Origin of the sequence: Acinetobacter sp. UBA1297 (genome assembly GCF_002307755.1) — a bacterium.
Classification (GTDB): domain Bacteria; phylum Pseudomonadota; class Gammaproteobacteria; order Pseudomonadales; family Moraxellaceae; genus Acinetobacter; species Acinetobacter radioresistens.
This window is the reverse complement of sequence record NZ_DBUF01000006.1, coordinates 64,539-90,834: the sequence shown is the minus strand read 5'-3', so window position 1 is coordinate 90,834 and position 26,296 is coordinate 64,539. Positions and strand designations below refer to the sequence as shown.

Here is a 26,296-nt window from a genome sequence, read left to right as displayed (position 1 = left end):
AGTTAATTTGAAAGATTTTTAAATAAGTATTTAAGGCTTTCAATTAGTTTTTCAATCTGTAATGGAGTAAGCCCTTCAAAAGACTGTTCGAGTACTACTCCAGTAAGATCATTAATTTTAGCGGTCATTTCTTTGCCATACTCAGTGAGATTTACCCGTGTAATACGGCCATCCTCTTCACAGGAATAGGTATCGACATAGCCTTCAGCTTTCAGGCGGTAAACAATTTTGGTTGTAGTCGACATTTTTGAAATGATCATCTCTGAAAGATCAGAAACACTGGCATGTGGTTTAGACTCGAGTGCCAGTAGAATACGTCGCCGTGAGTTATCCAATCCATAACGCTTTAAGACATTGTCCATATTTTGCACATATTGTGCATGTACTTGAGTAATCCAATAGAATGGAAAGTCTTCAAGATTAAAATCCCCAGTGTTTGAAGGCAAAAACCGAGCATATTTTTTATTCATACGAGAATAACCCTAATTTTAATTATTTTTACAAAGTAAGTTTATTGTAAAACAATTGTTTTATACAAGAGAGTGGCTAAGTTTATTTTAGTATAAAAACTTTTATGAGCCCTTCAATGAGTTTGATATTTTTAGACTGGCTATTATTAGAACGACAAAGTGTAGCATTTGAGCAGTATTTTGATGAGATTTATAAGAAAAATGGCAAAACTACTTTAAAAGCTGTAAGGAATGATTTTAATCCAAGTGTATTCTTTGAGATTTTTTATTAAGATTTAAATAGCAAATAAAGTAGCTCAGCTATTTTGTAATTTCTGCCTCATTGATCAGTTTTACTTTAAAATAAAATTTTGTATTGGGTTTGAGAATTACCAGTAATGTGATTCTTAACAAAATGAGTGACTTCATTGAATTTTATGTCTATAAAGAGAAGTTCTAGAAAAACAAATTATTAGAACATTCAATGAACATGGATCAACTTACTTTCGCAACTAAACTTGCCATTTTGTTTAGCGGTATCTATTTATGGATTGGTATGTTAACAGGACTCTGGAAATATTATCAGATCAGGAAATCTGCGCATGCACGTGCTCATCCATATGTGGATATAGCTCACCGAAGTAGTTTGCTTTATGCTCCAGCAACTCTCATTCTGGCTACACTAGGGCATTTTACCATCTGGTCTGACTATGCAGTTCTCACCTGTATTGGGATCAATATATTATTTTTCAGCCTTTCTATATTGAGTTATATTTTACATGGAGTTTTAAAAGATACTGTTAATCAGTTCCAGGTGCCGCATCAACTTGGTAAATGGTATTTACCCAAAATTTTGATGACAATATTTATGTTTTTACTGGTAATTGGAGAATTAGTAGCAAGTGGTTTTCTAATAATAGGGACTGCGTATTATTTTGGATTTATCTAAACAAGCCTAAACGCTAAAAAATAATTTTTTATTATATAAAGATGGATGATTGCTCATCCATCTCTTAGTTGTTTTTATACTTAAAATATTTACGACACTTGTGGTCAATAAGCGCCCAGATCGAGAACAGCGCAGAGACTATTAAAGCATAGAGAAAGTGTTCTAGCTTCAAATTGCCATTAATCACCCCATGAAAAAGCAGAGTTAACATGAGGGCTACTGTAGTAACAACATAATTGACAAAATTTTTATCGTTCTTAAAAACTTTGGCGAAAGAACGCTTGTTTAGGGGTAAAGAGTGCATCTTCGGTCCTCCTGTCGTGCGCGACAAAACCTAATTGTTTTAATCAGAAATCTAGTTTTTAATGTTTTACTGCTTATTTCCGAGTATTTCAATAGGTGATAGCATTATTTTTTTATCATTATTTTTCTTTATAATATATAAAGTAATTAATGTATTTAATAAATAAATATAAGAATAGTTTTTGTGTAAATTTTTTTGATCACATTATTACCTAATTTTATATGATAAACCTCATTTTTTTAATTAAAATTTAAATAAAACAAAAAGTTATAATAAGTTGAATTTCTAATGTACTATAAGAGAAATAATTTTAAATTGGCATTTTGAAAATTAATTTAGCTCAAATGATCTTAAGTAAAATCTGAATATAAATCTAACTTTTTAATTTAAAATGTTTAAACGATTCTTAAGATTGTATATTTTATATACTTTAAGTAATAAAATATTTCAAGTCATGAGATAAAATTTTAGTTTCTATTGTAGCTACTACAATTGGCTGCGTTATTTAGGGACTATTATATAGCGTTCTTAATAGCTGATTTTATTACAAGTTTTTAACAATTAATAATTTTTTTCCTGAAAAAAATATGCTTAGATCAAAAGTATCTGAAGACAAGAGAAAAGGATAAATAATATGAATAAGTTAATGGCAGCTATGGGCTTAATTGCCGTATTTGGAATCACAGGATGTGATAACCGTGAAACAGGAGCGACTGCTGGAGAACATTTAGGTAAAGCAGCCGAGCAGGCGGGTTCAGATATTAAAGATGTAACTTTAGCAGCAGGTGCTGAAGCAAAAGAAGCTGCTGACGATGCAGCAGTCAAGATGGATGCGGCGGCAGAAAAAGCTGAAGTTGAAGCTCGTGAGGCAACCGCAGATGCTCGTGAAGCAACTGCAGAAGCTGCAGACCGAGCGGAACAGAAAGCTTCAGAGGTGGAAGCAGATGCCCGTAAAGCCACAGCAGATGCTGCTGACTCTGTAGAAAAGACAGCTTCACGTGTGGAAGCAGATGCCCGTAACTAAAATTTTTTTGCTATGCAAAAGCCAGCACTGTCTGGCTTTCTTATATTTTTAAAATTGCAGAATACTCAGAGTTTATGAGACAGGTGATAGATCAGATATAGAGAAAATTTATATTAAAATTAAATAGACAAAGAGAAATAAAAATAACAACTTTATAATAATTCTTAAAGGTTAAAATAGCATAAGCCAAGTTTCTGTATATAAAAATAAAACTATAAGCATCGAATTCTAGTAAGAGGCGTAAACAAAAAATGCCAGTTGGGTAAACTCGGCATTTCTGATCACCAGTAAAATCAGCTCTGGGTAAGAATTGATTTTAACGACTCTTAAGTTAACTGTTTGAATGTTTAACCCGGTCGACAATAATAGAAATGACTAGAACAATTAATGACGGGATAAGCCATGCAAGATTTTGTTCATTGAGTGGTAAATGTTGAACAGCATCTGGTAACAGATCAGAGAATCCAGCTACCTTGATTCCATCGATTATTCCAAAAATGAAAGCCATTGCTGCTACAGGCGTAATTACATAGCCCGGTTTTTTCCAGAATTTCCAGAAAAAGCTCAGCATGATCACTACAATTGCAGGTGGATAAATAGCACTCAAAACAGGAACAGAAACAGCAATCAGCTTAGTTAGTCCAAGGTTTGAAATTAAAACCGAAAATAGAACTAAAATAAGCACCAGAATCTTATAAGGAATCTTGGTAAGTTGAGTAAAGTATTCTGCACAGGCACAGGTCAAACCAATCGCCGTAACTATACAAGCTAGAAAAATGAGCAGACTCAGAAAGAGTGAACCTAAATCACCAAACGCATGCTGTACATAAGCGTGTAGAATCTGTGCCCCATTGGCTGCGTTAGGTGCTGCTTCATGACTTCCTAGCCCCAGTTTGAACAGGCTGAGATAAACTAGGGTCAGACCTACACCAGAGATCAGACTTGCAATCACTGCATATTTGGTCACGAGTTTACTATCGGTTACACCACGTGAGTGGATCGCCTGAATAATCACAATACCAAAAACTAAAGCACCCAGCGTATCCATGGTCAGATAGCCATTAACAAAGCCTTCAGACACTGGGCTATTGATATAATGGTTAATAGGAGCGGGAATAAAACCTGCCGGTATACAGAACGCAGCAATTCCAAGAACTGCTAACGCAGCAATTTTCATAGGAGCAAGAACATGGCCTATTGTATCGAGTAATTTATTTGGATATAGCGAGACCAGTCCTACTATCGCAAAATAAATTAGACTGTAGATCAGTAAACTGCTATTTGAAGTGCCGAAATAAGATGAAAAACCAATTTCATAAGACACTGTGGCTGTACGTGGTGTAGCAAACAGAGGCCCTACTGATAAATAGCACACCACAGTTAAAACCAAACTGGCTATACGGCCAAGCGGTGAACTCAATATTTCAATTGACCCTTGCACACGCGATAGTGCAATAATGGTAATTACAGGCAAACCGACTGCTGTAATGAGAAACCCGAGGGCTGCCCACCAGACATGTTCACCTGCCTGCTGTGCAACAATAGGTGGAAAAATGATATTACCGGCGCCAATAAAAAGCGCAAAGGTCATAAAACCTAGAGCAATAATATCCCGAGTACGAAGATTATTCATATCATATAAAGGGAGAGGGACTGTAAAAGAAGCAGCGATTCTAATTTAAAAAATAAATTTTGTGTAATTTCTCTAATATAAATTATGAAGAAAGCTGATGATAAAAATTTTTCAAAAATATAGTTTATTTCCAATGTTATAATTAATTATTTGAAAACAATTGTCTTATATAAAATAACCAGATAAAAATTTCTAAGGGTACAAATTTTTTATATCAGAAAAAAATAATTAAAAGAGTAATTTTTATGGATAAAAAATAGCCAGTCTAAAAATTTTATAAACAGAATAATCAATTGTTATCGTTTCTGATGACTTGAAATGCCAGTCTTAATCAGGAAATTTTATATAAAAAACGTTATACTTGAGTCACTAACCAGAGAGGATAGGTCAATGAGAGCTTCAGCTGTAACTATCAAGACAGAACAGGATATTGAAAAATTACGTATATCCGGGCGTTTGGCTGCACAAGTTTTGGAAATGATAGGGCAGTATGTCAAGCCAGGCGTTTCGACCGAATATCTCGATGATATTTGCTATGACTATATCGTAAATACTCTAAAAGTCATTCCTGCAAATGTGGGCTATCATGGTTTTACTAAAACCACCTGTATTTCACCAAATGAAGTGGTCTGTCATGGTATTCCTTCAGCGCGGACTATTTTAAAAGATGGCGATATTATCAATATTGATGTAGCAGTAATTAAAGATGGCTATTATGGAGATACCAGCCGAATGTATTATGTAGGGCAAGTCAGCCCTCAAGCTAAACATTTGGTAGAAACAACCTATGAAGCAATGGTAGCAGGAATTCATACGGTCAGACCCGGTGCCACATTGGGTGATATTGGCTATGCGATTCAAAAAGTCGCCCAGCGCGAGGGCTATACTATCGTACGTGAGTATTGCGGTCATGGAATTGGAAAAACTTATCATGAGCAACCTAATGTACTGCACTATGGTCAACCTGGACAAGGGTTGATACTGCGTAAAGGTATGGTGTTTACCATTGAGCCTATGGTGAATGCAGGTAAGGCACGTGTCAAAGAATTGAATGATGGCTGGACTGTGATTACAAGTGATAGGTCGCTTTCTGCGCAGTGGGAACATATGGTGGCGGTAACTGATAATGGATTTGAACTCTTAACACCATGGCCAGAAGGGACAGGTTCATATCCCAAAATTTAATTTTGTTTAAAAAATAATCAAACAGTTTAATTTTATGGAAATTTAGATAAAAATTTCCATAAATTTTTATCTATTTATTTGAATTAGTATTGTATCTATTTGTAATTTTTTAAAAATATATTATATATACAACAACATAAATATAACAATTGATAGAAAATAAGTAACTTTTAAGATGTTTTATGTATTTGTTTTTAATTGGTTATTTGTATATTATTGTTTTTAGATTCTATCGCTGTAGTTTCTTTTTAGTTGTTCGTTTTTATAAGCTTACCTTTCTACAGGGTAAGCTTTTTTTTATCCATAAAATTTATTTCAATATTCAGCTGGACGACGCATAACAGAAATTTTGTCTTTTGAGTTTATTGAGCTCACGAATAGTTAGTTAATGGGCTTTGTATAAATGCTCAACCAAATACTCAATAAAAACCCTGACTGAAGGAAGCTGACCACGACGTGATGGGTAAACAGCATGGAAAACTCCATGGGGTGTGTTCCAGTCAGGAAGAACGCGAACAAGTTCTCCGTGTCTAACCAGATCAGCAGTTACACTGTCGGGGAGTAAAGCGATACCGCAGCCCTGACGTGCCAGTTGTGCCAGCATCATCAGGTCTGAACCCATGACGACAGGATTAATTTTAAATTTTCGCGATTTATTTTCCCGGTCATGCAGGGTGAGCTGCTGGTCCAGGTGATCATCAATCATGCTCAGTATTCTATGTTCTGCTAACTGGTCAGGATGGGTTAAATTGCCATATTCGTTGAGGTAAGCCTGACTGGCAACCAAATGCTGTTCAATTCGTTGAAACTGGCGAATAATCAGATTAGGGTCATTGTCCAGATTAAAACGTACCCTTAGAGCAACATCAATCCCTTCATTAATCACATCAATGCGGCGATTGGTGACACTAAGCTGAACCTTGATCTCTGGATACTGTTTTAGAAAGTCGGGTAGAATCTTCGCAATTTCATTTTGGGCTATACTGACTGGTAAACTGACTTTAATCACTCCACGCGGTTTACTGCTTAAATGATCTATCAGGTCATGGGCAGCCTGTGCTGCATTCATCATGTCCTGTGCATGCTGATAGATATCCATACCAATATCAGTGACAGCAAAATGTCGTGAGCTTCGTTGAATGAGGCGCACGCCAAGACGTTCTTCCAGATTATATACCCGCCGGCTGAGTTTGGATTTGGGAATATCAGTTGCGCGCTCAGCTGCACTAAAACCTCCATGCTCGACAACTAAGGCAAAGCAGTAAAAATCATCCAGATCAGTCAGCATGCAGATTTCCGTTAAAGATTATGAAAAGATATCGTTGTAGCCCGCTGTATTTTATAGCGGATTTACTTCAAGAGTTCTATTTTAAATTGCAGGTTTACTGCCATTTCAAGTTATATCTAAATAGTTAATTTAAAGGAGCTGATTAGGCTATCTGTTATCAAATTAAATTTTTTCATTTTAAACACATAATAAAATTCTACTATTTGTATCGCTATCCTCTTGATGCCCTCTATATATTGTTCTTTAAAATCTTTTACAATAGTTAAAACACACACCTGATGAACGCAATGACCTATCAATTAATTCAACTTGATGACCCGATGCAGAATGTTAGCTGCCCTTATTGCAAGCAGCATATTATTGACTGGCAGCAGGAACAATATATACAGCCTTGTCAACACACTTTATTTATAGCGATGGATTTGGGCTTTGAGTTTATTGCTGATTATTTTGAAGCCAAAATGTCTCGAACAGTAGATATAATTCATGAGGACCCAGAAATGAATATATTTCAGGAAATTACTGCTACGGACTGGCCTGATTTAATCGTTTATAAAGCTGATCTTGGTGTAGAGGGGCTTTACCGTTATATTGGTTTATCTCAAGTGGTTTAAATAAAGCTAAAGGTTTAACCTGATAGGGTTTCCTGTTCAAGCCATTGAATAAATTTATGAATTAATGGGTTAGGCTGCTGCTGGGAATATACAAAATAATAGGATCGGGCACCTTTGAGTTTAATATCAGAAGCAATAACCAGCTCACCCGAACAGAATTCTTTTTCTAGTAGCATCTGTGGAATTAACGCAACGCCCATATGATGAGATGCCGCTACAGCCAGCATTGAAAACAGTTCATGTCGCTGACCTTCCATAGCATAAGGATAATCTGCTCCAGCGACTTCAAACCATTCTTTCCAGATGTATGGCCGGGTTGTCTGTTGCAACAGGGGCAGGCTGGCAATTTGCTTGACGGAAAGTGTGCCTTGAAATGGGCCGGATACAGGTCTGAGTTCGGGGAAATTCCGGTAAATTAGGTCTGGTGAACATACTGCAACTACATCTTCATGCATCAGGTAATGCGCTTGTGTACCTGGCCAGTTTTGTACCTGTGTTTCGGTTCCTGCATAAATAGCAGCATCAAAAATATGGTCACTAAATAAAAATGGTTTGGTGCTGGTTTCCAGATGTACATTAATTTCAGGATAAAGAGTATTAAAGCGATGTAGGCGAGGTACCAGCCAGCGTGTAGCAAACGTTGGTACAACTCCTAGTTTGAGTGTTCCGCCTAAGCCTTTATGCGACATCAGGTCCAGAGTACTTTGTTCCAGACTGAGTAGATGAGTGCGGATATCTTTATAGTACTGTTCACCTGCATGCGTTAACTCAACTCCATGTCTTGTCCGGTTAAATAATGGAAGATCCAGATATTCTTCAAGTTGCTGAATCTGACGTGAAACTGCACTCTGCGTGACAGAAAGTTCTTGTGCAGCATGAGTATAACTACGATGCTTGGCTGCTGCTTCAAAGCAGATGAGTGTCTGTAATGAAGGAATCATTCTGCGCATAAAATTCTCCCGAAGAGCGAGATAAAATAAAAGTTTCTAGCCAGTCTGTAATTTTTGCCAAGACTTGAGCTATCAGGGTAATTACTCTTCTTATCTGTAAAAAAACTTATAACACGATACAAGATATGCGTAAAAGGAATATCTGAATGAAAAATTATCGTTTGAAGCCTGTTCTGAACAGGAATAGCATGAAATCAATATAAGATATTCAGCAAGGCAAAGGACGCAATGAATCAGATGATCAACACTGAAAAAAAAGCTAAAGTTCATTTTAACTGGCAAGATCCGTTTTTATTAGAACAGCAACTGAATGAAGAAGAACGTATGGTTCGCGATACAGCTGCTGCATATTGCCAAGATAAGCTTATGCCACGTGTTCTGGAACAGTTTCGTCATGAAAAAACCGATCCTGCTATTTTTCGTGAAATGGGTGAGCTAGGACTACTCGGGCCAACTATTCCTGAACAGTACGGTGGTGCCGGTTTAAATTATGTCAGTTACGGTCTGATTGCACGTGAGATTGAGCGAGTGGATTCAGGCTACCGTTCTATGGCCAGTGTACAAAGTTCATTGGTTATGGTGCCAATTAATGAATTTGGCAGTGAAGAACAAAAACAGAAGTACTTACCAAAACTGGCTACAGGTGAATTCATTGGCTGTTTTGGACTGACTGAACCGGACCATGGTTCTGACCCGGGCAGCATGTCAACTCGCGCTAAAAAGGTAGAAGGTGGATATCGCCTCTCAGGCGCAAAAATGTGGATTACCAATAGCCCGATTGCTGATGTATTTGTTGTGTGGGCAAAAGAAGTTTCTACTGAAGGAAATGTTGGCCCAATTCGCGGTTTTATTCTGGAAAAAGGTTGGGAAGGGTTATCTGCACCGGCGATACATGGCAAGGTAGGCTTGCGTGCATCGATTACTGGCGAAATTGTTATGGATAATGTGTTCGTACCAGAAGAAAATGCATTTTCAGAAGTACAAGGACTACGCGGCCCATTTACCTGCCTGAATAGTGCCCGTTACGGCATTGCCTGGGGCGCCATGGGAGCTGCTGAATTTTGCTGGCATACGGCGCATCAGTATACGATGGACCGTAAACAATTTGGCCGCCCGCTTGCGGCTAACCAGCTGATCCAGAAAAAACTGGCAGATATGCAAACTGAGATTGCCCTTGGTTTGCAGGTAGCTTTACGTTTTGGTCGTATGAAAGATGAGGGTATTGCTTCAGTTGAAGGCACATCATTGATTAAGCGTAATAACTGCGGTAAGGCGCTTGATATTGCCCGTTTGGCACGTGACATGCTGGGTGGTAACGGTATCAGTGATGAGTTTGGGGTAGCGCGTCATCTGGTTAACCTGGAAGTTGTAAACACCTATGAAGGTACTCATGATGTACATGCCTTGATTTTGGGTCGTGCCCAAACTGGTATAGCTGCTTTTTCAAACTAAACCATTCCAAGAAATTTGCTGAAGATGCCTGAGTGCATCTTCATGGCGAAGCTTTGCCTGAAAATGAACCTAACACGGACTTAAGGATTCATCATGAGCTTCTCTTGGCAAGGATTCCATACACGGATAGTACTTAAAGAAAAATAATAAAAGTCTTTAATGGAACACAAGATAAGACATCGATGACTCATTTGAGAAAATGAGGAATATTAAATGAATAATGAAGTACAAGTGGCGATCAAGCCTATAAAAGGAAATCTACCGTCTAATCTGGGGACTTATGAAAAAATAGGACCGCATACCTGGAAATTTGCACTGTTATTTACTTATTTTGCCATGGTGGTCGATGGTATCGATATTATGTTGCTCTCTTACAGTTTGACCAGTCTGAGAGCTGATTTTGGTCTGAGTGCTTTTCAGGCAGGGGCCTTAGGTAGTGCATCACTCGCCGGTATGGGGGTTGGTGGTGTGTTAGGTGGATGGGCCTGTGATAAATTTGGTCGGGTACGTACCATTGCTCATTCAGTGACCTTCTTTTCAGTTGCTACCTGTTTGCTCGGATTTACTCAGACCTTTGAACAGTTTATGGCATTGCGTTTTATCGGTGCTCTCGGGATAGGCGCATTATATATGGCCTGCAATACCCTGATGGCTGAGTATGTGCCAACAACTTACCGTACCACCGTACTCGGAACATTACAGACCGGGCAAACCGTGGGCTATATCGTAGCCACTTTATTGGCCGGCTCTATTATTCCTGAACATGGCTGGCGGGTTTTATTTTTTATTACCGTTATTCCGGCATTTATCAATATTTTCTTGCAGCGTTTCGTGCCTGAACCTAAATCATGGCAACTCAATAAAATTGCGGTGCTACAGGGAGCTGCTCAAGTTCAGGATCAAGAAGCAGCACCAAAAGGCGGCAGTATCTATAAACAGATTTTTAGAAATTTTAAACATCGAAAAATGTTTTTACTGTGGATGACGACAGCATTTTTTCTGCAATTTGGCTATTACGGTATTAATAACTGGATGCCTAGCTATCTGGAAACTGAAGTTCATATGAATTTTAAAAACCTGACCAGCTATATGGTGGGTTCTTACACTGCAATGATTCTTGGGAAAATTCTGGCGGGCTTCTTGGCTGACAAGTTTAACCGTCGGTCAGTTTTCGTATTCGGTACTATTGCCAGTGCAATCTTCCTGCCGGTCATTATTTTCTTTAATACCCCAGATAATATTTTATATCTGCTTATTACCTTTGGCTTTCTTTATGGCATTCCGTATGGAGTCAATGCGACCTATATGGCGGAGTCGTTCTCAACGGATGTGCGTGGTACAGCCATTGGTGGTGCCTATAACATTGGACGTGTTGGGGCAGCAATTGCACCTGCAACGATTGGTTTCTTAGCCTCGGGCGGTACTTTTACGATGGCATTTATTGTCATGGGAGCAGCTTATTTTATTGCAGGCGTATTACCAGGACTGTTTATTCGTGACCGGCAATATGATCCACAGCAACAGTAAAAAGCAAGCATAAATTCTTTGTTATAAGGAGACAAACATGGGTGCATTGCAGGGAATAAGGGTTCTGGACCTGAGCCGTGTACTGGCCGGACCATGGTGTGGACAGATTCTGGCAGATCTGGGAGCAGAAGTAATTAAGGTTGAACGACCAGGTACAGGTGATGATACCCGTATGTGGGGGCCACCCTGGATGCCTGATCAAAACGGAGAACAAACTCGTGAATCGGGATATTTCCAGTGTACCAACCGTAATAAACACTCAGTCGCTATTGATATGGCCACTCATGAAGGCCAAGAGCTGATCCGGGAGATGGCTAAAACAGCCGATGTAGTAATTGAAAATTATAAGGCAGGTTCACTGGTACGTTATGGACTGGATTATGACAGCCTTAAGGTTTTAAATCCTCAACTTGTATATTGTTCAATCACTGGTTTTGGTCAGGATGGACCACGAGCTGCTGAACCTGGCTATGATTTTATTATACAGGGTATGGCCGGCCTGATGAGTATTACTGGGGAACCAGACAGTATACCAGGTGGTGGTGCACAGAAGGTAGGCGTTGCAGTGGTAGATCTTCAAACCGGGTTATATGCCACAATTGCGATTCAGGCTGCTTTACTGGCGCGTCAGCACACTGGACGGGGACAATATATTGATATGTCTTTACTGGATGTGCAGATTGCCGGTTTGGCGAATCAGGGGATGAATTACCTGAGTTCAGGTAAAGCGCCCCAGCGTATGGGAAATACACATCCAAATATTGTTCCCTATCAGACTTTCAGGGCGAAAGATAAAGAGTTTATTGTAGCCTGTGGAAATGATAGGCAATTCAGGGAACTATGTATTGCTATTGACCGGAAGGATTTATTAGGGCGTTCTGAGTTTTTAACCAACCAGAGCCGGGTAAAACACCGGCATGAACTGGTGGGTATACTGTCAGATTATTTTCTGCAAGAAAATGCCCAGTATTGGGTAGAGCGAATCCATGCAGTGAAAGTACCAGTCGGTATGATAAATTCGATAGAAGAGGCATTTGCAGAGCCGCAAGTGCAGGCAAGACAGATGCTGGTCAAGCTGCCCCATGTACTTAATCCTGCATTCAGAGTTATAGGCTCGCCAATCAAATTATCAGATACGCCAGTAGAATACCGGCAAGCACCACCACGACTGGGTGAGCATACTGGCCAGATTCTCCGAGAGTTTAAAACCGAAGAGCAATTACAGCTTTTGCGTGAAAATAAGGTCATTGATGGACTGGACTTATAATTTTATTACCATGCAATGGTAGAAGAATTATATAAATTCTAATTTTTAAATGGTTTATCAGGACTCTATAATTCCGGATTGAACAGGCGGTTTGATTCGGAAATTTTCTTGGCCATATAATGTGATTTTTTAAACCGAATCAAGATTACCTGTGACTGAAATTCTAATTCACCAAATTCTGGCTCAACCTGTACATAATGTAGCTGTCCAAACTCATCTCTGACTCTGGCTTGGGCTGAGAACCCTGGTCTTGCGCTACCACTAGAGATCGTTGCCAGTCGCCCCAGCAGGCTGGTATTTTTTTGGTTTAGCTTGGGCTTAATCACCTGATCCAGGCAATGGATCATGAACATGGTAAAGAAAATTGCAATAATCAGAGCAGGTAAAATAATATAAAAAGGTGAAATCAGCTGCTGTTGATTGGCGAAGTAAACGAACTGCAAAAAATACCCTGCAAAGCTAAAGTTCATGAGCAAAAATACAAAGATCAGAACCTTGGAAAACTTTACATCGAAGAGGGGAGAGTTCGAGATCCAGACCGGTATAAAGCGTTTGAGTAAATCGCTGGGCCGAAAACCGAACTGCATGCCGATAGTTTCTGCCATGCTGAGCAACACTAAAGCCAATAAACTGACATTAAATGGTATCAAATAATAATTAAGCAGCAGCGCAGCCATGACAGAACCTTTAATGAATTAGTCTTCTAGATAAATGCCGCCGTCAGAATGGACCTTAATGGCAACTTTCTCAAGCGACTGACCCTGACAAGGACCAGAAATACACTCTCCTGTCTCGACCAGGAACAATGCACCATGAGTCGAGCATTCTATGAATTCCTGATCACGGTCGAGAAACTGGTTCTCTAAAAATTCAAGCTCGGTTTGCAGATGCGGACAAAGATTCTGGTAAGCATAAAAACATCCATCGCGCTGGGTGATAAAAATATTATCACCATTAGCCGTTTCATAGCTGCGGGCTTCACGTTCTGGTATATCTTCAGTCAAGCATATTCTTTCCATATTATGCAGTTTCCTGTTTAAATTTTTGCAAGAGCTGACGGTATTGCTCCAGAGTTAACCGGGGGCCAAAATTTGCAACCACCTCACTAGAAATTAAAATAGCCAGCTCTGCCGCAGTTTTTATATCCATACCTGCATTCATAGCATAAAGTAGAGCGCCAGCAAATGCATCACCTGCGCCATTGGCATCTACAGCGATTACGCTACGACCTGGTACCTGCAAGTGCTGTTCGGCTGTAGCAAGTATTGCACCCTGTGCGCTGCGGGTAATAACAACATACCGACTTTTAAATTTCAATTTTTCTAAGGCCTGCTCTGCAGTTGAGGCGCCGGTATACATCATGGCTTCATGCTCATTACAGAATAGCAGGTCTACACCGTCATCAATCATTTCATCCAGCCCTTCACGTGCATACTGCACCATAGCCGGATCAGATAAAGTCAGCGCAATTTTTACCCCATGTGTACGGGCAATACGACGTGCTTCACGTACAGCGGCACGTGCAGTGGGGCTGGTTGACAGATAACCCTCAATATATAACCACTTTGCAGTTTGAAGAGGCGAGAAATCAATCTGGGTTTCCGAGAGTTCAGCAGTAATCCCAAGATAGGTTTGCATGGTACGTTCAGAATCTTCACTGATGAGTACCATGCAGGTACCAGTTACACCATCACTAATTGACTTGGCACTGGTTTTTACATCGGCTGCATTTAAACCGTTGAGATAGACGAGGCCAAGCTCATCATTACCTACACGACAGGCATAAAATGCTTTACCGCCTAGGGCGCTAAATGCCACCGTTGTATTGGCTGCTGAGCCACCGCTTGCCTGACCTTTATAAACTTGGGTTGCTTTCAGATTCTCATATAAGGCTGACTGAACATCACCTTCGGCCAGTTGCATGGTACCTTTTTGCAGATTCTGCTGAGTGAGGAATTCATCAGTAACTCTAAATTCTTGGTCAATTAATGCATTGCCAATTGCAAAAAGGTCAACAGTCGCCATGTTTCTCGCCATTTATCATATAAAAAAACAAGTTTACCTTAATGCTTATATTTCTTATAGATTAATGAATAAAATTCAATATGTTTATTGAAAGAGGGGGTACGTTTTTAATTCCTCCCTATTGAAATAGAGGGTTAGCAACTATTTTACTTTAGCTGAACCGGAATTAGGACCATACTGAATCTAGCCATCTTGAAACCTACTGTTTATTTGAGACAAGGTTGAAAAAACCGATCATGCCATCATTAAAAATCTATTGTTTTAGTCAGGTTTAAAACGTGAATTGTGACTAAAACTATAGGTATAATGCAATTTATTGAATATTTTAAAAGTATGAGGAGATCACATGACTGTCGATGTCACTGAAACCATTAATCAAACTGTTCATCCCGCGTTTCAGTTGGTACGTCAACACCATGTCGAGGCCCTAGACATTTTAGTGTCTGAATACAAACACAAGGTTACAGGGGCGGTGCATTACCATCTAGCCACTGACTATGATGAAAACGTATTCTTGGTAGCTTTTCGTACCCAGCCCATGGATTCAAAAGGTACTGCTCATATTTTGGAGCATACTGCTTTATGTGGCTCAGAAAAATTTCCGGTCCGTGATCCATTCTTTTTAATGATCCGCCGTTCATTAAATACTTTCATGAATGCTTTTACAGCGGCAGACTGGACAGCCTATCCGTTTGCGACCCAAAACAAGAAAGATTTTCAGAACCTGTTATCTGTTTATCTCGATGCAGCCTTTGCTGCAAACCTGAATCCTCTGGATTTTGCTCAGGAAGGTATTCGGGTAGAGCTCGAAGATGACCAGCCTGTCTATAAGGGCGTGGTTTTTAATGAAATGAAAGGGGCGATGAGTTCACCTTCAGATCAGTTGTATCATCAGCTGGCAGAACATTTATTCCCACAAACCACTTATCATTATAATTCAGGTGGTGATCCTAAAGACATTCCTGATCTGACTTATGAGCAGTTAGTCGATTTTTATAAGTCGCATTATCATCCAAGTAATGCAGTCTTTATGACTTTTGGTAATCTTTCGGCGTATGAGTTGCAGGAACAGTTTGAAACGCTGGCTTTAAACAAGTTTAAACCTGGAAAAACACTCTATTCAACTCCGGAAAAACGCCTGTCAGCCCCTATAGAGGTTAGTGAAACTTATGCAGTAGATGGCGATGAGCTAACAGATAAAACTTATCACGTATTGGGCTGGTTGTTACCTCAGGCTAGTGACATCAAATTGCGTTTAGGTATGCGTCTGGTTGAAGGCATATTACTGGAAGACTCGGCTTCACCCTTACGGCATTATCTGGAAACCTGTGGATACGCACAGTCTACAGGCCCGTTTATGGGAGTAGATGACAGCAACTTTGAGATGACTTTTTATTGTGCAGTACAAGGCTCTAATCCGGAGCATGCACAGACATTTAAGGAAGGCGTACTTAACATCTTGCAGGAAGTGGCATCAAAACCTGTAGAGTCAAAACTGATTGAAGCAATTTTGCATCAGATCGAACTGCATCAGCGTGAAATTGGTGGTGATGGTACACCTTATGGCCTCAGTCTGATCCTGAATGGTTTGAGTAGTGCTATTCATCACAATGACCCGATTCATGTATGGGATGTCGACAGCGCGATTGAACAGGTAAGAGAAGAACTAAAAGACCCAATGTGGCTGTCTAGCCTGATCCAGACTTATCTGCTTGATAACCCGCATCGTGTTCAACTGACTCTGGTGCCTGATGCTGAAAAGTCTCTAAAGGATGAGCAGGCTGAAAAAGCTCGTCTGGCTAAACTCGCTGAGACATTGTCTGAAGCAGACCGTAAACAGATTCTGGAAAATACAGAAGCATTGAAGCAACGTCAGAATATGGAAGATGATCTGGACCTGTTGCCTAAAGTAGGTTTGGAGGATGTGCCTGAAGAGCTGCACATTGTACAGAGTCAGCTGCGTGAAATTATCTGTAATAATCGGGATACCCCTTTAAATCTTTACCATGCTGGAACAAATGGTATTTATTATCAGCAGGTGCTGATCCAGATTCCTGACGAGATAATAAATTCACCTTACTTTAACTTGCTTTCAATCCTGATGGGTGAGGTGGGTGCAGGAGAGTATGGCTATCTTGAACTGCAACAGCTGCAAACTGCAGTGAGTGGTGGGTTAGGCATGGGTGCTTCATTACGCAGCAAAGTTAATGATAAAGGTCGTATAAGTGCCTGGCTGACATTAACCACCAAGTCACTGGTTAATAAATTTGATGCGATCCATCTACTCAAGCTGGCTTTTGAGCAGCTTCGTTTTGATGAAAAGAGCCGTATCATAGAACTTCTGCAACAGCGTAAAACCCGTTGGCATTCACGGATTTCCGGCTCAGGACATAGTTATGCTATGCAAACAGCGTCACGTAACATGAGTGCGCTGGCTCGTCGTGATTATCATACGACAGGACTGGGTGCGCTCAACTGGATGACAGATCTGGTCAGCAAGATTGAAAAAGATGAGGCAGAGTATCATCGCCTTATTGATGAGTTGAAGTTAATTCATCGCAAACTGTTACAGGCTCCTAAACAGTTTTTGCTGGTGTGTGAAGAACACCAGACTGAACGCTTGTTGGAAGAAATCCAGGAAGTATGGAATAAACTGGCTGTAGATCAAACTCAAGCTGAGCTGACTCAGGTTAAATTCGAAGATAATAACGCGGATGAAGCCTGGTTAATCCAGTCTAATGTTCAGTTCTGTGCCTCAGCTTATCAGGCTGTTGAAGTCTCCCACCCGGATGCTGCACCGTTAATGGTATTGGCTGCATACTTGCGTAACGGCTTTTTGCATAGCGCTATTCGTGAAAAAGGTGGGGCTTATGGTGGAGGAGCCAGCTATGATGGTAATGCTTGCAGTTTCCGTTTCTATAGTTATCGCGATCCACGTCTCGCAGAAACTTTCAACGACTTTGATTCAAGCTTGAACTGGTTATTTAATGCTGAACAAAAACCACACCAGTTAGAAGAGGCTATTCTTGGTTTGGTTGCCAGTATGGATAAGCCGGGTTCTCCAGCGGGTGAAGCTATTACAGCATGTTATGCATTACTGCATGAACGTACGCCAGCCTTTAGAAAAATCTTGCGTCAGCGTATATTACAGACTACTTTTGATGATCTGAAACGGGTTATAAATATTTATCTGACCGGTCAGAAACCGGTTAGAGCGGTGGTTGCACCATTTGCAAAGCGTGATGAATTAGTACAACTCGGTTTTGAAATTAAACAAGTCAAATAAATAAAACTGGAAACTGGAGAATAAAATGTCGTTCAAAGCCTTTGAACGGCCCTCACTTCAGCTGGGTATCCTTGCGATACTTGGCGTGGTGGTGGTGTCTACAAGCCATGCGGAAGATCCTGCGGCGGCTAAACCTGCGAGTGCACAAGCGTGTGTAGGACTTGCTTCCAATGCAGATCGTCTGGCCTGTTATGATGCATTGTTTGTTGTACCCGAAGCAGAAAAACCCTTAGTGGTGGCTCAACGCAAAGCAGTAGAAGATCCAAAAATTGATCCGAATGTTTCATTGCTGGACCGCCGTTGGGAGCTTTCTCCAGAAAGCAAGCTCGGTACATGGAATATTCGTGCGCACCAGCCAGTCTATTTGCTGCCAGCTTATTGGACCAGCGATAAAAATGAAACACCTTCGAGTCCAAATCCTGAAAATACAGTCTCTGCAGAAGATGCACAGGACCTTAAGTCAATTGAAGCCAAGTTCCAGATTTCCTTTAAAACCAAAGCGGCAGAAAATATATTTGGTGATAATGGCGACCTATGGTTAGGTTATACCCAGTCGTCACGCTGGCAGGTATATAACGAAGATGAATCCCGTCCGTTTCGGGAAACTAATTATGAACCTGAAGTCAGCCTGATGTTCCGCACGAATTATAATTTGCTAGGTTTAAACGGCCGGTTACTGGGTTTGACTTTTAATCACCAGTCTAACGGCCGTGCAGATCCCTTATCGCGTAGCTGGAACCGTATCATTATGAATGTCGGGCTTGAGCATGAAAATTTTGCTCTTATGCTGCGACCTTGGTACCGTATTGAGGAAAATGCAAGTGATGACAATAATGCAGATATTGATGACTATATCGGCCGTGGTGATTTAACGGCCTTCTATCGCTGGAAAGATCATGATTTCTCTTTGATGTTGCGGCATTCTTTAAAAGGAGGTGATGACTCACATGGTGCTGCCCAATTTGACTGGGCATTCCCAATTAGCGGCAAATTGCGTGGACATTTTCAATTGTTTGATGGTTATGGCGAGAGCTTGATTGATTATAATCACCGTGCTACCTATGTGGGTCTGGGTGTTTCACTCATGAACTGGTACTAGAGCCCTACTGTAAAAAACCACTCTCAAGAGTGGTTTTTTTAATTTAACCGATCTGGATATCGGTTGGCGGGTGCTTAAGCCGGCTCTTCTTTGGAGTTGCAATCAGGTATGCCAATGTTAAAGGACCAAGCCGGCCGGCATACATCAGGAAAATAAGGATCATTAAGCTGCCAGAACTCAGTTCACCGGTAATCCCGCGCGATAAACCTACAGTACATGCAGCAGAGACAATTTCGAATAGCAGATCCAAAAAGTTTTGCCGGGGTTCCAGCAGAAGAATCAGGAAAAATCCTCCAAAGATTAAAATGCAGGTAATCATGGCGACGGCCAGTGCCTTCACTGTGGTTTCCTGTGAGATTGAATGATTAAAAGCACGCACTTCCTCATTACGGCGCAAGAAAGAAATTACGCTGAGCAGTAAGACTACAAATGTACCTACTTTAATACCACCCGCCGTGCTGAGAGAGCCACCTCCAATAAACATCAATAGCATCACCACTAACGTCGAAGTACTGGTCATTGAACCTGTATCAATGGTATTTAGGCCAGAGGAACGTGGCGCAGTGGCCTGAAACCAAGCATGTACAGCCTGTTCACCCAGATTTAGCTGACCGAGCGTCTGATAATTGGTTGCTTCTAACATCCAGATCACTATAAAAGCCAACAGATTGATGATTGCAATTGAACTCAATATCAACTTACTGTTGGCGCTAAGTTTGCTCCAGTTTTTAGAGCGTTTTATATCCATGAGTACAATAAAACCGATTCCCCCAATGATATAAAGCAGGCTAATAACCAAGTAAACCAGATATTGCCCTTCAAAGCTCATCAGGCTATCGCCAAAAATAGAAAAACCGGCATTGTTAAATGAAGAAATACTGTAAAAAATTGCATAATGCAGGCTAGTTGGAAAACCGTATTCAGGCGTAAATAATACCGTTAATATGACTGTGCCGATGAGCTCAAAAAATAAAGTATAGAAAAAAACGCCTTTGGCTACAAAAGTGACTTTAGACAGATTGGTTTGTCCGGTAGCAGTTTGTGCCATCATCTGCTGTCTGAGACGTACTTTAGGAGAAAGGCTCAGTGCTGCCAGAATGGCAAAGGTCATAAAACCTAGGCCCCCGCTCTGAATAAGGAGCAAGAGTACTGTCTGGCCAAAACCTGTTAGAGAGTCATGAACACTGATGGTGGATAAACCAGTAATCGTGACTGCCGATGTAGCAGTAAATAATGCATCCATCCAGCTCAAATGGCCGTGGTGAGAGATAGGCAGGCGCAACAACAGGGTTCCAACCAGAATGAAACTTAAAAATCCTAAAGCCAGAAGTGTAGGAGGGCTCAGGTTAACAGTTCGTTGTGTGAGATGTCTAAAATTAGGAAAATGCATGTTAGAGAAAACGCATTGAAAGTCTTTGGAGCTGCTCCAGAGAGCCTTCTATGATTAAAATATCCCCATACTTTAAAGTGAAATCTGGAGCAGGCTCATAAAAAATTTCTTTGCCGCGCTTTAAAAGCAGCAGATGAACTTTTGCGACCTGGTTAATCAGGCCAAACAGATGCACACCTTCAAGTCTATTTTCAATATTGATCCGAACTATAAAATGATCATCCTCAAGTGCCATATAACGGCTAACCATAGGATAATTTAAAGCTTGGGCGACCCTGACCCCCATATCTTCTTCAGGGTGAATGATCTTGTCGATGCCTAAATGACTCAGAATCATATGATGTGCCTTGGTCTTGGCTTTTACCCAGATCTTGTTTACCCCCATGTTTTTCAGGTGTAGAACACATAAAATACTGGCTTCAATATCCTCACCAATTGCCACTACGACAGCATCACAATCCTGAATATTAAGCTCTTCGAGCACATGTTCATCAGTCGCATCGGCAATCACTGCATGTGATAACTGGTCACCAATATTTTCAACGTGACGTTTAACCAGATCTATACCAATCACGTCATGCTTGAGGCGGGTAAGTTCGGTAGCGACAGTAGCTCCAAAGCTACCCAGACCAATTACGGTAAATAAAGCCATTCAGAAAACCTGCTATCTTTCTTCTAAAGTCTGCACTGTAAAGAGTACAAAGCTTAATCTATTATACAGCGTGATAATATCACTTTAGTTTTAATTATTTTGAGGTTGCTGTGTTACAAAAAATACAGGGTATTACCTTAATAAAAAAGAAAATTTTAAAGTGTTTTAAAACCCCAAACGGATAGGCTTAAATAAAATGATATAAAATAAAAAACCGGCTCTAGGCCGGTTTCTATTTACCAGAAACTATTTAAGAAAACGCTTATAGCCAATATTATGAGTTATTTCTTCATACGGATAAGTGATTGTTTTCAAGGTTTCAATTATTCCATCCGGATTCTGCTTGGCATCTGTCGCTTCCATACCCACCAGAACCCGTCCTTCAGCTGCGCCATGGTTGCGGTAGTGGAACAGGGTAATATTATGAGTCGGGCCAAGGCGTTCAAGGAATGTCAGCAGGGCGCCTGGACGTTCCGGAAACTCTACCCGGAACAGGCGCTCATTTTCAATATTGGCATGGCCACCAATCAAATAGCGGATGTGCAGCTTGGCAACTTCATCATCGGACAGGTCATCCACCTCATAACTTTCTTTTAGCAGGTTATGGATTTCATGGCGTTCTGCTTCACCGCCTTTTAAACTGATGCCCACAAAAACCTGTGCCGAGTCACTTTCACTGGCGCGGTAGTTAAATTCAGTAATATTACGACCTTGCAGGGTCCGGCAAAATTGTAAAAAGGCACCTTTCTGCTCAGGAATGGTTACAGCATAGATTGCTTCACGACGTTCCCCTAGTTCTGTACGTTCAGCGATATAGCGTAATCGGTCAAAGTTCATGTTTGCACCGCAAACAATAGACACAATATTTTTACCAGTCAGTTTATGCTGTTCAACATACTTTTTAATACCTGCCAATGCCATTGCACCAGAAGGTTCGACAATACTGCGGTTTTCATCAAATGTTTCTTTAATTGCTGCACAAATTTCGTCTGTATTTACCAGAACAACCTCAGGCTCAACAATCGGGCCCGAATTATCAGATTTCTGCAAGCGGATTACTTCAAAAGGCTTTTCACCAATCTGTGCTACTGCTGTACCATCTGCAAACAGGCCTACCGATGGCAAAATTACACGTTCACCAGATTCCAGGGCTGCCTTTAAACAGGCTGATTCATCATATTCGACAGGAATCACTTTTACATGTGGTGCAACATCACCTAAATAGGCAGCTATACCTGCTATCAGGCCACCGCCACCTACTGCAACAAATACATATTCTACATCACGCCACTGGCGCAAAATTTCATTGGCGATGGTCCCTTGTCCGGCCATAACCAGTTCATCGTCATAAGGCGGGATAAAAGTCATACCTTCTTCTGATGCACGTTGAATTGCATATTTGTTGGCAATATCAAAAGAATCGCCGTGCAGAACCACTTCACCACCAAGGCGTTTTACAGCCTGAATTTTAATATCTGGTGTGGTTTTTGGCATAACAATAATGGCACGAATTCCCAGTTTCTTTCCAGACAGGGCAACACCTTGGGCATGGTTACCTGCTGAAGCTGTAATTACTCCACGTTCTAGCTGAGTTTTGGGTAATTGGCTAATGCGGTTATAAGCACCGCGCAGCTTAAATGAAAAAACTGGCTGTAAGTCTTCACGTTTAAAGCGAATATTGTTGTTTAGTTTTTCACTAATTCGTGGCGCTGCTTCGAGTGGGGTTTCGATTGCAACATCATAAACCGTTGCTTGTAAAATTTGTCGAACCAAACGAGACAGCATGTTAATCTTCCATCTAACAGTTTAAAATAGGGGCTTATTGTAACAAACCCCTGTACATTTGCGCCGTTTAATTGGCCAATTTGCTAAAAATAGTTGAGTGAAGTCATGAGTCTGTATACCACCCAAGATGAAAAAAAACAGGCAGCTGCCAAAGCGGCGCTAAAACATTTGCCTCGAGGCGGTATTTTGGGCGTAGGCACAGGGAGCACGGTTAATTTCCTGATCGAGTTATTGCCAGAGCTGCAACTTGAAGCAGCAGTGGCCAGTTCTAATGCAACAGCAGAGCGACTGAAAAAACTGGGCATTGAAGTGGTTGACATGAACCATGTTGGCGGTCTGGATGCCTATGTCGATGGTGCAGATGAAATCGACCGTCATATGCATATGATTAAAGGGGGCGGTGCAGCACTGACTCGTGAAAAGATTGTTGCTTCAATTGCCAAGAAATTTGTTTGTATTGTAGATGACTCGAAGTGGGTAGAACAGCTGGGCCGTGATTTTCCTTTGCCTGTAGAAGTCATTCCTATGGCACGTTCTGCGGTAGCACGTAAACTGGTAAGTCTGGGCGGTGATCCGGTATATCGTGAAGGGGTGATTACAGATAATGGTAATGTGATTCTGGATGTCTATAATCTGAATATCTTGAATGCACTCGAACTTGAAAAAACCATCAATAATATTCCGGGAGTAGTAACCAACGGTATATTTGCGATCAACAAAGCTGATATTGCAATTGTGGCCACCAATAATGGCATTGAAGAACGTACAGCGACTTAATGCAGCAGGCTGAATTACCTGAAATCAGAATTGTTCGGCATGCAACAGCAAAGCGTTTGCGATTGCGTGTCGAACCACAAGGGGTGCGGCTCACTGTACCTCTGCGTTGTACTAAGAAACAGATAGAACAGTTTTTATCTCAGGCAGAGAACTGGTTGTTAGAGACATAGCATAAACAGCAGAGCCAGATGCCAGATCTGTTTTCTATTCCAGAGTTTATAAAATTTTTTAATTGCCCTGCCGAGCTTGCAATAAAGCAATGTGCGCAAAAAAACTCCTTTATTTTAAATATAGAGCAGCAGATTCTTATTAATCAGAATCATCCTGAACATAGCTTAAAAGCCTGTGTAATAGATCAGGCAAAGCAGCTTTTACCTGATTATCTCGAATCCATAAGTCAGGAAATTGGGTTGCCGTATAAAACATGCAGTATTCGCCAGCCCAAGACCCGTTGGGGGAGTTGCAGCAGTGTACATGATATTATGCTGCATGCAGGCGCGATATTAATGCCAAAGCAACTGGTGCGCTACCTGTGTATTCATGAACTGGCACATACCCGGCATTTTAATCATAGTCCTCTGTTTTGGGCAGAAGTGGCGCGGCATGATCCAGATTATCTGGTGCACCGCCAGCAGCTTAAGAGTTATAAGTTACCTGGCTGGTAGTATATATAGACTGTGATCTGATGCAGTTGCACATTGTAGAAAATGAGATGAACTGCCATACTAGCCGGGTTTAGGTAAACCTTGAGGAAATAAGAGTGATTTCTGTCGGAATTGTGGGTGGTACAGGTTATACAGGCGTTGAATTGCTACGTCTTTTATTACGGCATCCCGATGTTCAAGTCAGTGTACTCACCTCACGTACAGAAGCAGGCAAGCGTGTAGATGACATGTTCCCAAGTCTGCGCGGCTATACTGATCTCCAGTTTTCAGACCTGGATATGAATGTCCTGAAACATTGTGACGTGGTGTTTTTTGCCACACCGCACGGTGTTGCCATGAAGCACGCTGCCGAGCTGGTTGCTGCTAATACCAAAGTGATTGATCTGGCAGCTGACTTCCGTTTACAGAACTTACAGCAGTTCGAGAAATGGTATGGTCTGGAACATAGCTGTCCGGATATATTGACTGAATCAGTTTACGGTTTAACCGAACTTAACCGTGAAAAAATCAAGCAGGCTAAGGTAGTAGGAAATCCGGGCTGTTATCCAACTACGGTTCAACTTGGTCTGGCGCCACTATTCAAATCTGGACAAGAGCTGGTTAAACCGGCCAGTATTATTATTGATGCTAAGTCTGGCGTTTCAGGGGCGGGTCGTAAAGCCAGTCTCGGCATGATTTACAGCGAAAATGCCGATAATTTTAAAGCTTATGGTGTTGCCGGTCACCGTCATCATCCAGAGATAGTAGAGGCGTTAGAGAACATCTCTGGCCAGAGCGGTGTATTTGACCAGATTCTGTTTATTCCACATCTGGTACCGATGATTCGCGGTATGTTCAGTACTATTTATGTTGATTTAACTGAACAGGGACAAAATACTGATTTACAGTCACTTTATGAAATTTTTTATGCCGATGAACAGTTCGTTGATGTAATGCCATCCAATAGCTCACCTGAAACTCGTAGTGTACGTGGTGCCAATCAATTGCGTATTGCCCTGTATAAGCCACAGCCAACAAAACTGGTTATTTTAGTGGTTCAGGACAATCTTGTTAAAGGTGCAGCGGGTCAAGCGGTACAAAATATGAACCTAATGTTTGGTTGTGCTGAAAATGCTGGTCTGACCGGTATTGGCTTATTACCATAAAAAACGCTTTTGAACTTCACACATATTTATTTTTAGATTTAAATGTGTGCTTTGAAAAAATTTTTGTATTTTAGAGATGACGATGCAAAACACAGAACCTAATACCACGTCACATAAAGTGAAGAAGCCATTTTTGCAAACCAATATGCCATTGGTTATGGGAGGAGCACTTCTGACATTAGGAAGTCTGGCATTAGGATATTCAGTTGGCCATCGTCAAGGCTTGTCAGTGGTCGGTTATGATGCAGATGCCGAGCAACTGGTTGAAGTGGTCCAGAAGCAGAAAACTGCTTTAAATGCCTTGAACAAGAGCTTGAATGCAGCAATTCAGGAGCGTGATGTGGCGGTAAGCAATTCTAACGATTTGTATACTGCATTAAATGAAGCCCGTGCCAAGCAGTCTCAGGTTGAGGGTATGAGCCTGATCTATCGTGAAGTACTACGTGACCGTGGTGGCCTGAGTCTGACTATACAAAATTTGGGAATTAAACCGCTTCCTGAAAATGCTTATGAGTACCAGCTTGATCTGGTACAGGTCAGCCCCAATAAACGTCGTGCTTCAGGTTCGGTTGAGCTGCGCCTGATTCAGGGCACAGAGGTACTAGTTGTACCTCTTGAAGACAATAAATTTAATTTCGAAGACTTTGAGCGTCTGACCGGGCGCTGGACTATGCCAAAAGGCTTTACACCTCAATTTATTGAGGTCCGTTTAACTGGAGCAGGCACGCCAGTCATCAAGCGTTTCAGCTGGCAACGTGGAAAACCTGTTGAAAATTCATCAGCATTTATTTCTGAAATTCCTCAAGCAGAAGCAAATGCACAGTAAGTGA

Annotated in this window: 23 protein-coding genes and 1 pseudogene; 14 read left to right on the top strand and 10 right to left on the bottom strand. The window is 41.0% G+C overall.

What is annotated here, in order from left to right:
- Positions 1-2: 2 nt before the first annotated feature.
- Positions 3-470, bottom strand: a complete 468-nt coding sequence (locus B3R63_RS02070; RefSeq protein WP_138000668.1) for a MarR family winged helix-turn-helix transcriptional regulator — start codon at positions 468-470, stop codon at positions 3-5.
- A gap of 116 nt (positions 471-586) precedes the next feature.
- Between B3R63_RS02070 and B3R63_RS02065 the strand changes: the two genes are divergently transcribed.
- The 3 genes from B3R63_RS02065 to B3R63_RS02050 all read left to right on the top strand — a co-directional run bounded on the left by B3R63_RS02065 (position 587) and on the right by B3R63_RS02050 (position 2,726).
- Positions 587-742, top strand: coding sequence for a hypothetical protein (locus tag B3R63_RS02065; protein WP_286728177.1), 156 nt, complete (start codon positions 587-589; stop codon positions 740-742).
- Between the two features lie 191 nt (positions 743-933).
- Complete coding sequence (locus B3R63_RS02060; protein ID WP_005404184.1) at positions 934-1,398, top strand: hypothetical protein; 465 nt, start codon at positions 934-936, stop codon at positions 1,396-1,398.
- Between the two features lie 938 nt (positions 1,399-2,336).
- Positions 2,337-2,726, top strand: coding sequence for a hypothetical protein (locus tag B3R63_RS02050; RefSeq protein ID WP_286728176.1), 390 nt, complete (start codon positions 2,337-2,339; stop codon positions 2,724-2,726).
- 331 nt (positions 2,727-3,057) lie between these two features.
- Here the strand turns inward: B3R63_RS02050 and brnQ are convergent, their stop codons facing one another.
- Positions 3,058-4,359, bottom strand: a complete 1,302-nt coding sequence (gene brnQ, locus B3R63_RS02045) for a branched-chain amino acid transport system II carrier protein (protein WP_286728175.1) — start codon at positions 4,357-4,359, stop codon at positions 3,058-3,060.
- Between the two features lie 390 nt (positions 4,360-4,749).
- Between brnQ and map the strand changes: the two genes are divergently transcribed.
- Complete coding sequence (map, locus tag B3R63_RS02040) at positions 4,750-5,544, top strand: type I methionyl aminopeptidase (protein ID WP_005405579.1); 795 nt, start codon at positions 4,750-4,752, stop codon at positions 5,542-5,544.
- Positions 5,545-5,929: 385 nt separating this feature from the next.
- Here map and B3R63_RS02035 read toward each other — a convergent pair whose 3' ends face one another.
- Positions 5,930-6,832: a LysR family transcriptional regulator gene (locus tag B3R63_RS02035; RefSeq protein ID WP_005014656.1), complete on the bottom strand. Its 903-nt coding sequence runs from the start codon at positions 6,830-6,832 to the stop codon at positions 5,930-5,932.
- A gap of 287 nt (positions 6,833-7,119) precedes the next feature.
- On the opposite strand from B3R63_RS02035, the gene B3R63_RS02030 reads away from it, so the two are divergent.
- On the top strand, positions 7,120-7,446 hold the full coding sequence (locus B3R63_RS02030) for a hypothetical protein (RefSeq protein ID WP_286728174.1): 327 nt from the start codon (positions 7,120-7,122) through the stop codon (positions 7,444-7,446).
- A 14-nt stretch (positions 7,447-7,460) separates the two neighbouring features.
- Here the strand turns inward: B3R63_RS02030 and B3R63_RS02025 are convergent, their stop codons facing one another.
- Positions 7,461-8,396, bottom strand: coding sequence for a LysR substrate-binding domain-containing protein (locus B3R63_RS02025; RefSeq protein ID WP_286728173.1), 936 nt, complete (start codon positions 8,394-8,396; stop codon positions 7,461-7,463).
- Positions 8,397-8,624: 228 nt separating this feature from the next.
- On the opposite strand from B3R63_RS02025, the gene B3R63_RS02020 reads away from it, so the two are divergent.
- From B3R63_RS02020 to B3R63_RS02010, 3 genes are all read left to right on the top strand, one after another.
- A complete protein-coding gene (locus B3R63_RS02020; protein ID WP_286728172.1) occupies positions 8,625-9,848 on the top strand; it encodes an acyl-CoA dehydrogenase in 1,224 nt (407 codons plus the stop codon).
- Positions 9,849-10,061: 213 nt separating this feature from the next.
- Positions 10,062-11,375 (top strand): MFS transporter, encoded by a 1,314-nt coding sequence (locus tag B3R63_RS02015; protein ID WP_286728171.1) that lies wholly within the window; start codon positions 10,062-10,064, stop codon positions 11,373-11,375.
- Positions 11,376-11,412: 37 nt separating this feature from the next.
- Positions 11,413-12,642 carry a CaiB/BaiF CoA transferase family protein gene (locus B3R63_RS02010; protein ID WP_286728170.1) on the top strand — a complete coding sequence of 410 codons (1,230 nt, stop codon included), beginning with the start codon at positions 11,413-11,415 and terminating at the stop codon, positions 12,640-12,642.
- A 65-nt stretch (positions 12,643-12,707) separates the two neighbouring features.
- Here B3R63_RS02010 and B3R63_RS02005 read toward each other — a convergent pair whose 3' ends face one another.
- The 3 genes from B3R63_RS02005 to B3R63_RS01995 are packed head-to-tail and all read right to left on the bottom strand — an operon-like array spanning position 12,708 to position 14,667.
- Positions 12,708-13,319, bottom strand: a complete 612-nt coding sequence (locus tag B3R63_RS02005; RefSeq protein WP_286728169.1) for an OB-fold-containig protein — start codon at positions 13,317-13,319, stop codon at positions 12,708-12,710.
- Between the two features lie 18 nt (positions 13,320-13,337).
- Positions 13,338-13,646 carry a Rieske (2Fe-2S) protein gene (locus B3R63_RS02000; protein WP_005404182.1) on the bottom strand — a complete coding sequence of 103 codons (309 nt, stop codon included), beginning with the start codon at positions 13,644-13,646 and terminating at the stop codon, positions 13,338-13,340.
- A gap of 16 nt (positions 13,647-13,662) precedes the next feature.
- Positions 13,663-14,667, bottom strand: a complete 1,005-nt coding sequence (locus B3R63_RS01995; RefSeq protein ID WP_286728168.1) for an adenosine kinase — start codon at positions 14,665-14,667, stop codon at positions 13,663-13,665.
- Positions 14,668-15,013: 346 nt separating this feature from the next.
- Between B3R63_RS01995 and B3R63_RS01990 the strand changes: the two genes are divergently transcribed.
- Both B3R63_RS01990 and B3R63_RS01985 read left to right on the top strand, forming a co-directional pair.
- Entirely contained in the window at positions 15,014-17,953 is a 2,940-nt protein-coding gene (locus B3R63_RS01990) for an insulinase family protein (RefSeq protein WP_286728167.1), read from the top strand.
- A gap of 25 nt (positions 17,954-17,978) precedes the next feature.
- On the top strand, positions 17,979-19,052 hold the full coding sequence (locus B3R63_RS01985; protein ID WP_005014644.1) for a phospholipase A: 1,074 nt from the start codon (positions 17,979-17,981) through the stop codon (positions 19,050-19,052).
- A 43-nt stretch (positions 19,053-19,095) separates the two neighbouring features.
- On the opposite strand, the gene B3R63_RS01980 is transcribed toward B3R63_RS01985, so the two are convergent.
- From B3R63_RS01980 to ilvA, 3 genes are all read right to left on the bottom strand, one after another.
- A complete protein-coding gene (locus tag B3R63_RS01980) occupies positions 19,096-20,442 on the bottom strand; it encodes a TrkH family potassium uptake protein (RefSeq protein WP_111280966.1) in 1,347 nt (448 codons plus the stop codon).
- A gap of 1 nt (position 20,443) precedes the next feature.
- Positions 20,444-21,094: a potassium channel family protein gene (locus tag B3R63_RS01975; protein ID WP_286728166.1), complete on the bottom strand. Its 651-nt coding sequence runs from the start codon at positions 21,092-21,094 to the stop codon at positions 20,444-20,446.
- A 246-nt stretch (positions 21,095-21,340) separates the two neighbouring features.
- A complete protein-coding gene (gene ilvA / locus B3R63_RS01970; protein WP_248136969.1) occupies positions 21,341-22,879 on the bottom strand; it encodes a threonine ammonia-lyase, biosynthetic in 1,539 nt (512 codons plus the stop codon).
- Positions 22,880-22,984: 105 nt separating this feature from the next.
- Here ilvA and rpiA point away from each other — a divergent pair, with 105 nt between their 5' ends.
- The 4 genes and pseudogenes from rpiA to B3R63_RS01950 all read left to right on the top strand — a co-directional run bounded on the left by rpiA (position 22,985) and on the right by B3R63_RS01950 (position 26,292).
- Positions 22,985-23,656 carry a ribose-5-phosphate isomerase RpiA gene (rpiA, locus tag B3R63_RS01965; RefSeq protein WP_286728164.1) on the top strand — a complete coding sequence of 224 codons (672 nt, stop codon included), beginning with the start codon at positions 22,985-22,987 and terminating at the stop codon, positions 23,654-23,656.
- A pseudogene (locus B3R63_RS01960) lies at positions 23,656-24,321 on the top strand (M48 family metallopeptidase). Before rpiA ends, B3R63_RS01960 begins: the two are co-directional and overlap by 1 nt.
- Positions 24,322-24,410: 89 nt before the next feature.
- Positions 24,411-25,466, top strand: coding sequence for an N-acetyl-gamma-glutamyl-phosphate reductase (argC, locus tag B3R63_RS01955; protein ID WP_171054426.1), 1,056 nt, complete (start codon positions 24,411-24,413; stop codon positions 25,464-25,466).
- 76 nt (positions 25,467-25,542) lie between these two features.
- Positions 25,543-26,292, top strand: a complete 750-nt coding sequence (locus B3R63_RS01950; RefSeq protein ID WP_101162283.1) for a DUF6776 family protein — start codon at positions 25,543-25,545, stop codon at positions 26,290-26,292.
- Positions 26,293-26,296: the final 4 nt, after the last annotated feature.